Here is a 13,708-nt window from a genome sequence, read left to right as displayed (position 1 = left end):
ACCGATCGTTCCCACGCTCTGCGTGGGAATGCCTCACCGGACGCTCCGCGTCCGTTTGGGGACGCAGAGCGTCCCTGGCTGCATTCCCACGCGGAGCGTGGGAACGATCAGATGCAAAAAACCGCAGCTTGGGCTGCGGTTTTTTTTGGGCCGGTTTTCTTATTTGCGTTTGAGCATCACCGGCAACTGCGCCACCAACTTCGTGTTGTTCAATGGCGCTCGAATGAATCCACGTTGAGTTCCGTCCGGGCCGATCACCGCAAGGTTGCCGCTGTGGTCGACGGTGTAGTTCGGTTTGCTGGTGTCCGCCGGAATAAACGGAATGCTCACCGCGTTGGCCAGTTTTTGAATGTCGTCCACCGAAGAGGCCGTCAGGCCTTTGAACTGTGGATCGAAGTAACCCAAGTACTGCTTGAGTTGCTTGGGCGTGTCACGGTTCGGGTCGACGCTGACCAGAATGATCTGCAACTTGGCCACCGCCTCTGGCGGCAATTCACTTTTGATCTGACGTAGCTGGGCGAGAGTGGTCGGGCAGATGTCCGGGCAGAAGGTGTAGCCGAAGAACAACAGCGACCATTTGTCTTTCAGCTCATTGACCATGACGGGCTTGCCGTCTTCGTCCGTCATCGTCACGTTCGGCAGGTTGCGGCTTTGCGGCAGCAAAATGATCCCGGCGTCGATCAGCGCTGTGGGATCGCCCTGGCCTTTGCCGGACAGCACTTTGTTGATGGTCAGGCCCAGAACCAGAGCGATCAGGGCGACAAGGATGAAGACGGTTTTCTGAGTTCGAGTCATAGGTTCAACAGTAGGTAGTGGTCTACGAGCAGCGCGATAAACAGCAGGAACAAGTAATAAATAGAGTACTTGAAGGTGTTGATCGCCGCGTGCGGCCGAGTGCCACGGTACAGCACGATGGCCCATTGCAGGAACCTCGCGCCGAGTCCCAGCGCGCAAATCAGGTACAGCATGCCGCTCATGTGGATCACGTAGGGCATCAGGCTGACGGCCAGCAGCGCGAAGGTGTAAAGCAGGATGTGGATTTTGGTGTAGTGCTCGCCATGAGTGACCGGCAGCATCGGAATGTCGGCCTTGGCGTATTCCTCTTTGCGGTGAATGGCCAGGGCCCAGAAGTGTGGCGGGGTCCAGGCGAAGATGATCAACACCAGCAACAACGGTTCGGCGCTGACATGCCCCGTCGCGGCGGTCCAGCCGAGCAACGGCGGCGCGGCACCGGCCAAGCCGCCGATGACAATATTCTGCGGCGTCGCACGCTTGAGGAAACCGGTGTAGACCACCGCGTAGCCGAGCAGCGAGGCGAGGGTGAGCCAGGCCGTCAGCGCATTGGTGAAGGCCAACAGCACGGCTTGTCCAAGCAGCGCCAACACCAGGGCAAAAATCAGCGCGGCCGCCGGGGACACCCGACCTTCGGCCAAGGGGCGTTTGTGCGTGCGAGCCATGACCGCATCGATACGCCGGTCGACCACATGGTTAACCGCCGCTGCGCCGCCCGCACACAGTGCGATCCCCAGATTGCCAAACACCAGCACGGTCCACGGCACTCCGGCGCGGGTGGCGAGAAACATGCCGACCAGCGAGGTGATGAGCATCAGCACCACCACTTTAGGCTTGGTCAGCTCCAGATAGTCACGCCAGATGGCCTGACTGTGACGCGCGCCGATCAGAGTCGCCATGGCGTCTCTCCTTTTATTGTTATGGGGCCGGCTGAATGTTTACGCGGGCTGAACCGCCAGCGCGGAGTTTGCTGCTTCACCCGAACCAGGCTGGTTCGCGCGTGATAATTGACCAGCACCATCGTGAGTAGCAGGACCGCGCCGCCGGCGTTATGGGCAACGGCCACCGGCAGAGGCAAGTGGAACAGCACGTTGCTGATGCCGAGGGTAATTTGTGCGCCGAGTGCAATCAGCACCAGCCCTGCCAGACGGGTCATGCCGACCACTTTCAGTTGCCAGGCCAGACCGAGCAGTACGAGCGTCACCAGCAACGCGCCGATCCGGTGAGTCAGGTGAATCGCCGTGCGGGCATCGCTGTCGAGTTGCCCTCCGAGGTAATTGGGGCCGATGTGTTGGGTCAGGTGGAAGCCGTTGGCGAAGTCAGCGGGCGGCAGCCATTGCCCATGGCAGGTCGGGAAATCGATGCAGGCCACTGCCGCGTAGTTGGAACTGACCCAACCGCCGAGGGCGATTTGCAGGATCACCAGCAGCAACCCGGCTGTCGCCCAGTGTTGCAGACGCCGTGGCACCGTCAGCGCCGGCACGACGCCGGACAGGCGCAAGGTCAGCAAAAACAGCAGACTCAACGTCGCAAATCCGCCGAGCAAATGCCCGGTGACAACCTGCGGCCAGAGCTTGAGCGTTACCGTCCACATGCCGAACGCCGCTTGGGCAAACACCACGCCCAGCAGAAACAACGGCAACTTCACCGGTTGCCCCGGATGACGGCGATGCACCCAGGCACGCCCGGCCAGCACCGAAATCAACAGCCCCAGCGTGCCTGCGAAATAGCGGTGGACCATCTCGTTCCAGCCTTTGTGGGCTTCGACGGGCGCCTCGGGAAAATGCAATTCGGCATGGGCCAGTTGAGCCTCGCCTTTGGGCACGCTGATGAAACCGTAGCAACCCGGCCAGTCCGGGCAGCCGAGGCCGGCGTGGGTCAGGCGGGTGTAGGCGCCGAGCAGCACCACAATCAGTGCCAGCAAGGTGGCAAACAGCGCGAGGCGAAATCCAGGTTTGGCCATGACGATGCCCTTATCCGATGTTCGACAGTTTCAACAGATGACGCAGGTCGTTGAGCAGGTCCTTACCCTTGACCGTCGGGTCGTAGCGCAGCACCAGATTGCCGTGAGGGTCGATGATCCAGAGTTGCGGCACTGACTGGTCGCCGACGGTTTTATGGAAATCGGTCAAATTCAGTGGATAGCGCTGTAATTGAGGATACTCGCGGGTGAGTTTGGCGTCGTAATCGCTGCTCAGCGGTTGCGCCGCGGCGAGCGCGTGACTGGCGCGCCCCGCCTCGGGGCCAAGGCCGATCTGGACTTGTCGCGCCAGGTACACCAGTTGTTGGCAGTCGACCGAACACTCTTTGGGCGCCGTAACCAGCAACTGCCAACGATCCTCTTGCGTCTGCACGCCAAGGTCGGCGCGGGACTGGCCATTGCCAATCAGCTCGCCGTGATAGCTGCGGCCCTCCGGCACCCAGAACTGCAATTTGTACATGCCGGTGGCGAGGATCATCGGACCGATCACCCCCAGCAGGATCAGCAGCAACTGCAGGCGACCCTTACGCCGGCTCACCGGTGTTTTCGCCTCAGACATGCTGGGTGGATTCATGGCCGCTCCCATGGTGTTTCTCCTTTGCGTTGTGCCAGCCGAGGTAGATGAAAAGGCCGAGCAGGGCGATCGACATGGCGAACCACTGCACGGCATAAGCGATGTGTTTCTCCGGCCCCATGGCCACCACGGGCCAATCGGCCTGGTAGGACGCGGGGCCGGTTTCTTCACGTAATTCGTAAGCAAAGCCTTCACGATCGAGCGTGGTCCATAGCTTCGCCGGGTCAACGGCCGTCACCAGCTGCGGCCAGGTTGTGGTGCTGGGGTCGGCGTGCAGCTGAAAAGTCGCGCCGGGGGACACGTAAACCCAGGCGGTAAGGTTCAATGCCTCGGTCGGCGTAGTGAATTGCGGTGGTGTGCGCCGGTCAGGCCACGGCAGCCAGCCGCGATTGACCAGCAGCCAGAGCCCGGTCGCCTGATCCTGGAACGGTTGCAACAACTCGACGCCGACCTTGCCGTCGCGTTGGCGGTTATCCAGCAGCAGGCTGTGGGCGGGATCGAACTGGCCGCGCAGGTGAACGCGGCGGAACGCCGGATCTTCGGTGTGTTGCAGTGCGGTGCTGGCCATCGGTTCGGCGGCACGGCGTTCGGTGTAGGTGTGTAGCAGCGCACTTTTTTCCGCGCCCCGGCTCAACTGCCAGAACCCGAGCGACACCAGCAGCGGTAGCAGGATTGCGACCACCAGCGTCGGCACGACACCCGGCCGGAAGTGCTTCATGGCGTCGCCAAAAAGTCGGTCATCGCGATAGCTATACTCAAGTGCATCGCCTTTCCCCCGGAGTTTCACCATGCTCAAAGCAGCCATCGTCCTGATGCTGATTGCCACGGTTGTCAGCCTGTTCAGCGGCCTGTTTTTTCTGGTCAAGGACGACAGCAGCTCGAACCGCCTCGTCATTGCCTTGAGTGTTCGTGTAGCACTGGCCGCCGTGACCGTCGGCTTGATCGCCTGGGGTTTCTACAGCGGCCAGTTGGTCTCTACAGCACCTTGGTAAAGCCTCAGAGCACGTAGACGAAAACAAACAGCCCGATCCACACCACGTCCACGAAGTGCCAATACCAACTCGCGGCCTCGAAGCCGAACTGATGTTCGTTATCGAAGTGTCCACGCATGATCCGCATCAGCATCACAAACAGAATGATGGTGCCGATGGTCACGTGGGCCCCGTGGAAACCGGTGAGCATGAAGAATGTTGCGCCGTAGATACCCGAGCCGAGGGTCAGGCCCAGCTCGTGGTAGGCGTGCATGTACTCTTCGGCCTGGAAGGTGAGGAACGCGCAACCCAGCAGCACGGTGATCGCCAGCCAGATTTTCAGCGCACCGCGATGGCCCTTTTTCAAGGCGTGGTGGGCGATGGTAATGGTGACGCTGGAACTCACCAGCAACACGGTATTGAGCAACGGCAAACCCCAAGGGCTGATGACTTCCTTGGGTGGCGGGAACAGTTTCGGATCCGGGGTATGCAGCAGCGGCCAGGCGAACTGGAAGTTAGGCCAAAGCATGTGGGCGATACCTTTCGGACCTTCGCCGCCGAGAGCGGGACCCGAAATGTGCCGTACATAGAACAGCGCACCGAAGAAAGCGATGAAGAACATCACCTCGGAGAAGATGAACCAGCTCATGCCCCAGCGGAACGAGCGGTCCATCTGCGCGCTGTACAAGCCGCCGCGACTTTCCTTGATCACCGTGCCGAACCAGCCGAACAGCATGTAGGCCACCAGCAGGCCGCCGACGAAAAAGATCAGCGGGCCGTGGGATTCGGGCCGCGCCGCTTTCAGGTCATTGAACCAGGTGGCCAGGCCGAAAACGGTCGTGAGCATGCCGACCGTGGCGATGATCGGCCATTTGCTCTGGGCCGGAACGTAATAATGTTCATGAGTTGCCATTTATTGTTCTCCTTATCGGGCACGCTCAACCGCCAGTGTTTACAGCTACCGGTGGATGTCGGGCGGTGATATCGAACAGCGTGTAGGACAGCGTCAGGTGCTTCACATCCTTGGGCATGTCACGGTCAACGATGAAACGTACCGGCATCTCGATCCGTTGACCGGGCTGCAGCACTTGCTGGGTAAAGCAAAAACATTCGGTTTTGTGGAAGTACGCCGCCGCCTCACTGGGCGCGATGCTCGGCACTGCCTGGGCGCTCATAGGGTGATCGGTCGGGTTGTAGGCGACGAAAATCATCTCGTTCACGGCCCCCGGATGCGCCGTCAACTCATTGCCCTTGGGATAGAACTCCCAGACCATGTCGGCATTATTCATCGACAGAAACTGCACGCGCACTTGCCGCGACATATCCACCACTTGCTCGCCTTCGTATTGCCCGGCGGTTTTGCCGTTGATGCCGAACGCCTTGCACATCACGTCGTAGATCGGCACCAGGGCAAAGCCAAAGACAAACATCGCCACCACCACCAGCAACAGGCGGGTGACGAGCTTCTTCAGCGAAATTGAATCAGCCATGGAGCAAGCCCTCCACATAACCCCATGTGGGAGCGGGCTTGCCCGCGATAGCGGTGAGTCTGACCCACCGCGTCGCAGCCATCGCAGGTAAGCCAGCTCCCACAAGGCCGAGGATGTTCATTTCACTTCCGGCGGTGTAGTGAACGTGTGATACGGCGCCGGTGACGGGATGCTCCACTCCAGTCCTTCGGCCCCATCCCACGGTTTGGCCGGTGCTGGCGGGCCGCCGCGAATGGTCTTGATCACGATGAACAGGAAGAAGAGTTGCGTGGCACCGAACATGAACGCGCCAATCGACGACACCATGTTGAAGTCGGCGAATTGCAGGTTGTAGTCCGGAATCCGCCGCGGCATGCCGGCCAGGCCTACGAAGTGCATCGGGAAGAACGCCATGTTCATGCCGATGAACGAGAGCCAGAAGTGCAGCTTGCCGAGGGTTTCGTCATACATGTGACCGGTCCATTTCGGCATCCAGTAGTAGGCTGACGCGAAGATCCCGAAGATCGCCCCCGGCACCAGCACGTAGTGGAAGTGCGCGACCACGAAGTACGTGTCTTGGTACTGGAAGTCCGCCGGGGCGATGGCCAGCATCAAGCCGGAGAACCCGCCGATGGAGAACAGGATCACGAACGCCACTGCGAACAGCATCGGCGTCTCGAAGGTCAACGAGCCTTGCCACATGGTGCTGGCCCAGTTGAACACCTTGACCCCGGTCGGCACGGCGATCAGCAACGTGGCGTACATGAAGAACAGTTCGCCCACCAGCGGAATGCCAACCACGAACATGTGGTGCGCCCAGACGATGAATGACAGGAACGCAATACTCGCTGTCGCATAGACCATCGAGGTGTAGCCAAACAGCGGCTTGCGCGAGAAGGTCGGGATGATCGAGCTGACGGCACCGAAGGCCGGCAGGATCATGATGTACACCTCGGGGTGTCCAAAGAACCAGAACACATGCTGGAACAACACCGGGTCACCGCCACCGGCCGCGCTGAAGAAACTGGTGCCGAAGTGGATGTCCATCAGCATCATCGTCACGCACCCGGCCAATACCGGCATTACCGCGATCAGCAGAAACGCAGTAATCAGCCAGGTCCAGACGAACAACGGCATTTTCATCAACGTCATGCCGGGGGCGCGCAGGTTGAGGATGGTCGCGATCACGTTGATCGCCCCCATGATCGAACTGATCCCCATCAAGTGGATGGCGAAGATGAAGAACGTCACGCTTTCCGGTGCGTAGGTCGTGGAGAGTGGGGCGTAGAACGTCCAGCCGAAGTTCGGTCCGCCACCGGGGGTGAACAGGGTCGAGACCAGCAGGATGAACGCGGCCGGCAACAGCCAGAAACTGAAGTTGTTCATCCGTGGCAGGGCCATGTCCGGCGCGCCGATCATTAACGGAATCATCCAGTTGGCGAGGCCGACGAAGGCCGGCATCACGGCGCCAAAGACCATCACCAGGCCGTGCATGGTGGTCATCTGGTTGAAGAACGCCGGTTCGACGATTTGCAGTCCGGGCTGGAACAGCTCGGCGCGAATCACCATCGCAAACGAACCGCCCAGCAGGAACATGCAGAACGCGAACCACAGGTACAGCGTCCCGATATCCTTGTGGTTAGTGGTCAGCACCCAACGCATCAGGCCTTTGGCGGGGCCGTGGGCGTGGGCGGTCTCGGTTTGAACATGGTCATCGACGACAGCAGTCATGTCCTGTCTCCTGCAAACAGAGGGGCTGGGCAGGTCAGGGCGCGCAGCCCCGACCGGTTCCTTACGTGCGCAATAGACCGGGTCATTTGCTTTCCGCCTGTTTCAGCTCCAGCACTTCTTTAGGAGTGACCATGTCGCCTTTGTTATTGCCCCAGGCGTTACGTTCGTAGGTCACGACTGCCGCGATATCGACTTCCGAAAGCTGCTTGCCGAACGCCGCCATGGCGGTGCCAGGTTTGCCGAAGTAAACGCGGTGCAGGTGGTCGGCTTTAGGGCCGGTGGCAATCGGCGAGCCTTTGAGCGCCGGGAACATTGGCGGCAGGCCTTGGCCTTCGGCCTGGTGACAGGCGACGCAAGTGGTGTGATAGATCTTGTCGCCGCGCTCTTTGAGCTCGTCGAGCGTCCATTCCTTGCTGGTCAGCTCTTTAAGCTGCATGGCCTCGGCTTTACGCTCGGCCAGCCATTTGTCGTAATCGGCCTTTTCCTTGACCTCGACCACGATCGGCATGAAGCCGTGGTCCTTGCCGCACAATTCGGCACATTGGCCACGGTAGATGCCCGGTTTGTCGACGCGGGTCCAGGCTTCGTTGACGAACCCCGGGATCGCGTCGCGCTTGACCGCGAAGGCCGGCACCCACCAGGAGTGGATGACGTCGGCGGAAGTCACCAGGAAGCGAACTTTGGCGCCAATCGGCAGCACCAGCGGTTTGTCGACCTCGAGCAAGTAGTGCTCGCCCTTGGTTTCCTTGTTGTGGATCTGATCGGCAGGCGTGTTCAGGTTGCTGAAGAATTCAACGTCCTGGCCCAGGTATTTGTAATGCCACTTCCACTGGTAGCCGGTGATCTGGATATCGATATCCGGTTCACTGGCGTCGTACATCTTGATGAGGGTTGCGGTCGCAGGAACCGCCATGGCCACCAGGATCAGGAAGGGCACGATGGTCCAGAGGATTTCGACGGTGGTGCTTTCATGAAATTTTGCAGCCACCTGCCCGGTCGAGCGGCGGTGGAGGATCATCGACCAGAACATGGCGCCGAAGACGATGATGCCGATCACCACACAGATCCAGAAAATGGTCATGTGCAGGTCAAATACTGCGTGACTGATTTCAGTCGCTCCCGGCGCCATATTCACAGTCCAGGCGGCGTGCGCAGGACTGAAAATCGACCACAACAGGAGGCCCATCCAGACGTGTGGATGTCGCATCATTGCGGGTTCCCCTTATCGTTCTTGTTATCCCGCCGGCAAACACCAGCGGCAAGGGAGCGGCTTTTTCAGACTACGAACTTGAATTGCCGTGCCTTGCTGCATGTGCAGTCGGGCGTCATCAGCTAACTCCATTCCAACCCGAGTATAGACAGCGACCGCGACCTCGCAATGTGATGGCGTAAATGACCTGAAACAGCTGGGACTTGCGTTCAAGGTCACGAATGGAGAAGGATGCAGACGAGTGGTGGCAAACCGATATAACGGAGGCGTCTCAAGGATGAAATAATTATGACAAATGCGTCTTAGCGTTCGTCATAGGCCAGCTAAGTTATGTCTTCCCTATTTCATTGCCTTGTTTCCTGGAGTTTTCATGAACACCGCCGCATTGCGCGAGCAGATCCAAAAAGCCCAACAACATGAAGCCGAGACCGGCCTGCTGACTCGTCAGCTGGAAAGCAAACTGCCTCATTTACACCCATCGATCCAATTACCGGAAGCGGATGCCAATGGTGTGCTGGCGCGTTTCGTCGCCGCTTACATCAATGAAGTGCCTGATCTGCTGGATGCAGCCAATGAAGTCGCTAGGGAAGCGGGTATCGAGTCACAGATCAAACCGGTGCTGACAATTGCCGAACAGTATTTCCTTCAGCCGCCGGCGATCATGGCCGGTCATGTTGGTCTGGACGGCCTGCTGGACGAGGCGTATCTGGCACATCGGTTGGTTGAAGAGGTCAATGACCTGTACATCAAGCATTTTGGCCAGCCACTGATCCCCTTGGACATGACTGTCGCCAACCTGATTGCCCACCAATTGATCGGTGAGGCGTTCGCCAACCAGCTGGACGAGGCGGTACATCACGCTGTGGACGAGATGCTCAACGACGAAGGCTTTGCGCTGGAGTCGGTTGAGGCCTACCGTGAAAAGCTCAGCAGCCCGGACACTGGCGCCGCGTGGAAGCGTTGGCCGTGCATGTCGCGCCGCTTGGGCGTGAGCCTTGAACTGGATCAGCCGGCGGCTTGATCCAACGGGAGAAACCGAACACCTGTGGGAGCGGGCTTGCTCGCGAATGCGGTCGATCATTCAACATTGATGTTGACTGACACACCGCTTTCGCGAGCAAGCCCGCTCCCACATTGTTTTCTACGCGGCTGAACCCACGCCGGACGTTGTCCGCAAACGCCCTTCCAGCCTGCGCTTCAGACCCCGCGCTTCGATGATCAGCTTCGATCCCTTGGCCGCATTGGCCCGGCCCCATTCCTCCAGTAACTCCAGGCACGAATGATCGATGTAGCTCAGGTTATTGAGCGGCACATGCACCGTCGTACCTGCAGGGATGGTCCCCAGGACTTGGGTCAACGCCGGTACTTTGAGAAAGGTCGCGGCGCCCATCAGGCGCAACTCCATTTCACCGTCCGTGGGCAGGTCGATCAGGCTGATTTTCAGTCGCGAAGCTTTCCATGCCAGTTTCGCCAACGTCAGGCCAAAGCCGATCAACACGCCCGTCAGCAGGTCGGTGAAGATGATAGCCAGCGCTGTCGCCGCGTAAGTGAACATCGGCATCCGGCCATAGCGGCCCAGGCCTCGAAAGGCTTTCAGGTCGACCAGTTTGAAACCGGTGTACACCAGCACACCCGCCAGGCTCGCTACCGGAATACTCTGCAGCACGCTGGACAACAGCAACACAAAAGCCAGCAGCCACAAACCATGGAACACCGCCGACAGACGTGTGGTGGCACCGGCCTGAACGTTGGCCGAGCTGCGCACGATCACACCGGTCATCGGCAGCGCACCCATCAGGCCGCAAAGCATATTGCCCACCCCTTGCGCCGATAATTCCCGGTCAAAGTCTGAACGCTGCCCGCTGTGCATACGGTCCACGGCTGCTGCCGAGAGCAAGGTTTCGGCACTGGCGATGAAGGCCACCGCAAAAGCGGCGATCAGTAGGGTCGGGTCCGCCAGGTTGAGCAGGTCGGTGGGTTTCAACCAATCGATGGCCTCGGCCAGGTTGGCCGGGACTTCCACCCGTTTGACCTGCAACGCAAGGATCAGGCTAGTGACAGTCGCCAGCCCGACGCCGAGCAGTGCCCCGGGAATGAAGCGCAATGAGTGAGGGCGAAATTTTTCCCACAGCCACATCACGGCAATCGTCGACAACCCGAGCAAACCTGCCTGCCAGCCAAAGGACGGCAAGGCCTGCATTACGGCAGCCGGAAAGGCCGAGAGATTGTCCAGTCCAGAAGGCTTGGGCACGGCGTCGAGCATCACGTGCACCTGTGAAAGCACGATCAGCACACCGATCCCGGCAAGCATGCCGTACACCACCGCTGGCGCCGTGACCCGGAACCAGCAACCCAGCTTCAAGCGCCCGGCCACCAGTTGCAGAAAACCCGCCAGCAGCAGGATCGGCCCGAGCATGGCAATACCGTGCTGGCGCACCAATTCGAAGACCAGCACCGCCAAACCTGCCGCCGGGCCACTGACTTGCAGAGGCGAGCCGGCAAGCCAACCGACGACCAGTCCACCAATGATCCCGGTGATCAAACCTTTGGCGGGTGGCAAACCCGAAGCGATCGCGATGCCCATGCACAAGGGTAGGGCGACGAGAAACACGACCACGGATGCCAGCAGCTCCCGTGGCAGAACAGCTTTCAATTGCGCAGCACGCATGGAGATTCTCCCGAAGTTTTCTTCAGGCATGGCAAAGCCAGACTGCTTAATCAGCAGCCTCGGCTAAACCACACATAGATTTAGGAGGATTTAGAAGCGCGCTTTGGGCGTCGCCACCGGAATCGGATGACTGCCATCGAGCGGCAGGAAGCACCCTTGATCAGCGTCGTAAGCTCTGATTTCGCTGGTTTCGATGTTGTAGATCCAGCCATGGATAAACAGCTGACCATTGGCCATGCGCGAAGCGACCGAAGGGTGAGTGCGCAGATGCTGTAGCTGGGCGATCACATTCTCCTCGGTGAGGACATGCATGCTCTCGTTTTCATCAGCGCAATGGCAGTTTTCCTGGACCATGGTTTTCGCCACTTCGGCATGCCGTAGCCAGGCTTTGACCGTGGGCATTTTTTCCAGGCTTTGCGGGTTGAGCACGGCGCGCATCGCGCCACAATCGGAGTGCCCGCAAATGATGATGTGCTGCACCCCGAGGGCCAGCACGGCGTATTCGATGGCCGTGGAAACCCCGCCGTTCATCTGACCATAAGGGGGAACGACGTTGCCGACGTTACGGGTCACGAACAAGTCGCCGGGGGCGCTTTGGGTAATAAGCTCGGGAACGATGCGCGAGTCGGCGCAAGCGATGAACATTGCTCGTGGGCTTTGGGCCGTGGCGAGTTTTTTGAAGAGTTCTTCCTGCTGCGGGAAAACCTCGTGATGAAAGTGCAAAAAGCCGTCAACAATATGTTTCAGCGCTGCATCGGCGGTTTCCGCCTCGTGTTGGGCTGAAGCCGACGCAGCCAACGGCTGTTTATCCTTGTCACTCATGATTCATCCTCTTTGGCGGAGTCAGGGAATTTTCCCGTTTTGTCCGGTGTGAAGCCAGTGGCTGTTTAAAAAACATCCAGGCCGTGAAGCTCGACCCGTCAGTCACTCGATGAACAAGGTAGCCGTCGAAACTTAACTCAAACTGAATCGAACGCTCTAGAACGTGTGTTCCAGGTCACAAAAAACGTGACCGGCGTCATGGCCAAGTGTATTTTCCATTCCTCAACCATACGCCCATTGTCCTTAAATCAATGACATCTGGCGACCCGGCGGGCAGAAGGAATCGCAGTCCAGATTAAAGCCTTCGCTATGATTGAGCCCCAAGCGTTTGATGGTTTTGGCAAATCGTTGCGCCAATAGATCGGCAAACGGCCCCTCACCGCGCATCCGGGAACCGAACCGACTGTCATAGAGCTCGCCGCCGCGGCTTTGCCGAATCAAACTCAGCACATGCGCGGCACGCTGAGGGTAGTGGGCCGCCAGCCATTCTTCGAACAGTGGCGCCACTTCCAGCGGCAAACGCAACATCATATAAGCCGCACTTTGCGCGCCCGCCGCGTGAGCCTCGGTGAGCAGGCTTTCGAGTTCGCTGTCGTTGATCATCGGAATCATCGGCGAACACAGCACGCCCACCGGGATACCCGCTTCACGCATCACCCTGATCGCGCGCAACCGGGCCTTGGGCGCCGCGGCACGGGGTTCGAGGATGCGTTTGAGCTCATCGTCCAGGGTTGTGAGGCTGATCATCACCGCCACCAGCCTTTGCTCCGCAAGTTCGGCCAACAGGTCCAGATCGCGAAGAATCAACGAGCCCTTGGTGATGATAGTCACCGGATGGCGGTAGCGCAGCAGCACTTCGAGGGTTTTGCGAGTGATCTTGTGTTCACGCTCGATCGGTTGATAAGGATCGGTGTTGGAGCCCAAGTTGATGGGCGCGCATTGATAGCCACGCTTGGACAGTTGTTCTTCCAGCACATCGGCAGCGTTGGTCTTGGCGATCAATTTGGTTTCGAAGTCCAGCCCTGGCGACATGTCCCAGTAAGCGTGACTGGGACGCGCGTAGCAGTAAATGCAACCGTGCTCACATCCGCGATAGGGGTTGATCGAGCGATCGAAGGGCAGATCCGGTGAGTTGTTGCGGGTGATGATGGTTTTTGCCGTTTCGATGCGCACCTCGGTGCCCTGGGTGACCGGCGCTTCCTGATACCAGCCGTCATCCTCGAACACCGAGCGATTCGGTGCGAAGCGATTGTGCGGGTTGGTGGCGGTGCCGCGACCGCGTGGGGGCAGAGGGGTGGCCATGATTTATTGCTCTTGACTGTATGTGCATACAGTATAGGGGCTCTGGGAATTCGGCCAGTGCCGTTCGGCGATCTGTCGCATCAAAACTGTTTTTGTATCGGGAGTAATAACGAGGTCTGTCGTCATCATGGGAAACATATAAATAGTAGGTTGTTGTGTGGTGAGGTAAGTACTATCTCCAGCACACG

General features: G+C 59.1%; 14 protein-coding genes. 2 read left to right on the top strand and 12 right to left on the bottom strand.

Annotated elements, in window-relative coordinates; translation table 11 throughout:
- Positions 1 to 159: 159 nt before the first annotated feature.
- From ACM6I0_RS15330 to ACM6I0_RS15310, 5 genes are read right to left on the bottom strand one after another with little or no spacing between them, the layout of a single operon-like run.
- Positions 160 to 795: an SCO family protein gene (locus ACM6I0_RS15330; protein ID WP_414922729.1), complete on the bottom strand. Its 636-nt coding sequence runs from the start codon at positions 793 to 795 to the stop codon at positions 160 to 162.
- Complete coding sequence (cyoE, locus tag ACM6I0_RS15325) at positions 792 to 1,691, bottom strand: heme o synthase (RefSeq protein ID WP_222589203.1); 900 nt, start codon at positions 1,689 to 1,691, stop codon at positions 792 to 794. Before cyoE ends, ACM6I0_RS15330 begins: the two co-directional genes overlap by 4 nt.
- Positions 1,679 to 2,755 (bottom strand): COX15/CtaA family protein, encoded by a 1,077-nt coding sequence (locus tag ACM6I0_RS15320; RefSeq protein WP_285431400.1) that lies wholly within the window; start codon positions 2,753 to 2,755, stop codon positions 1,679 to 1,681. The genes cyoE and ACM6I0_RS15320 overlap by 13 nt, the downstream gene beginning before the upstream one ends.
- A gap of 10 nt (positions 2,756 to 2,765) precedes the next feature.
- Positions 2,766 to 3,359, bottom strand: a complete 594-nt coding sequence (locus ACM6I0_RS15315; RefSeq protein WP_414922728.1) for a hypothetical protein — start codon at positions 3,357 to 3,359, stop codon at positions 2,766 to 2,768.
- Complete coding sequence (locus ACM6I0_RS15310) at positions 3,325 to 4,065, bottom strand: SURF1 family protein (protein ID WP_414922727.1); 741 nt, start codon at positions 4,063 to 4,065, stop codon at positions 3,325 to 3,327. The genes ACM6I0_RS15315 and ACM6I0_RS15310 overlap by 35 nt, the downstream gene beginning before the upstream one ends.
- Before the next feature lie 70 nt (positions 4,066 to 4,135).
- On the opposite strand from ACM6I0_RS15310, the gene ACM6I0_RS15305 reads away from it, so the two are divergent.
- Entirely contained in the window at positions 4,136 to 4,339 is a 204-nt protein-coding gene (locus ACM6I0_RS15305) for a twin transmembrane helix small protein (protein WP_090177370.1), read from the top strand.
- A gap of 4 nt (positions 4,340 to 4,343) precedes the next feature.
- Here the strand turns inward: ACM6I0_RS15305 and ACM6I0_RS15300 are convergent, their stop codons facing one another.
- From ACM6I0_RS15300 to coxB, 4 genes are all read right to left on the bottom strand, one after another.
- Complete coding sequence (locus ACM6I0_RS15300; protein WP_259157708.1) at positions 4,344 to 5,231, bottom strand: cytochrome c oxidase subunit 3; 888 nt, start codon at positions 5,229 to 5,231, stop codon at positions 4,344 to 4,346.
- Positions 5,232 to 5,256: 25 nt separating this feature from the next.
- Positions 5,257 to 5,808 (bottom strand): cytochrome c oxidase assembly protein, encoded by a 552-nt coding sequence (locus ACM6I0_RS15295; RefSeq protein ID WP_208670660.1) that lies wholly within the window; start codon positions 5,806 to 5,808, stop codon positions 5,257 to 5,259.
- Between the two features lie 117 nt (positions 5,809 to 5,925).
- Entirely contained in the window at positions 5,926 to 7,518 is a 1,593-nt protein-coding gene (gene ctaD / locus ACM6I0_RS15290; RefSeq protein ID WP_259157710.1) for a cytochrome c oxidase subunit I, read from the bottom strand.
- An 82-nt stretch (positions 7,519 to 7,600) separates the two neighbouring features.
- On the bottom strand, positions 7,601 to 8,728 hold the full coding sequence (gene coxB / locus ACM6I0_RS15285) for a cytochrome c oxidase subunit II (RefSeq protein WP_285431390.1): 1,128 nt from the start codon (positions 8,726 to 8,728) through the stop codon (positions 7,601 to 7,603).
- 370 nt (positions 8,729 to 9,098) lie between these two features.
- On the opposite strand from coxB, the gene ACM6I0_RS15280 reads away from it, so the two are divergent.
- Complete coding sequence (locus ACM6I0_RS15280; protein ID WP_285431389.1) at positions 9,099 to 9,749, top strand: hypothetical protein; 651 nt, start codon at positions 9,099 to 9,101, stop codon at positions 9,747 to 9,749.
- Between the two features lie 120 nt (positions 9,750 to 9,869).
- Here the strand turns inward: ACM6I0_RS15280 and ACM6I0_RS15275 are convergent, their stop codons facing one another.
- The 3 genes from ACM6I0_RS15275 to ACM6I0_RS15265 form a co-directional block, all read right to left on the bottom strand.
- Positions 9,870 to 11,396, bottom strand: coding sequence for a SulP family inorganic anion transporter (locus tag ACM6I0_RS15275; RefSeq protein WP_414922726.1), 1,527 nt, complete (start codon positions 11,394 to 11,396; stop codon positions 9,870 to 9,872).
- Between the two features lie 90 nt (positions 11,397 to 11,486).
- Complete coding sequence (locus ACM6I0_RS15270) at positions 11,487 to 12,218, bottom strand: carbonic anhydrase (RefSeq protein ID WP_285431387.1); 732 nt, start codon at positions 12,216 to 12,218, stop codon at positions 11,487 to 11,489.
- A 243-nt stretch (positions 12,219 to 12,461) separates the two neighbouring features.
- The gene (locus ACM6I0_RS15265; RefSeq protein ID WP_414922725.1) at positions 12,462 to 13,520 is read right to left on the bottom strand and encodes a PA0069 family radical SAM protein; all 1,059 of its coding nucleotides are present in this window, start codon (positions 13,518 to 13,520) and stop codon (positions 12,462 to 12,464) included.
- Positions 13,521 to 13,708: the final 188 nt, after the last annotated feature.

Origin of the sequence: Pseudomonas sp. IT-P294 (genome assembly GCF_949767865.1) — a bacterium.
Taxonomy (GTDB): Bacteria; Pseudomonadota; Gammaproteobacteria; order Pseudomonadales; family Pseudomonadaceae; genus Aquipseudomonas.
The sequence above is the reverse complement of the archived record's forward strand: the minus strand, read 5'-3'. Positions and strand labels throughout refer to the sequence as shown.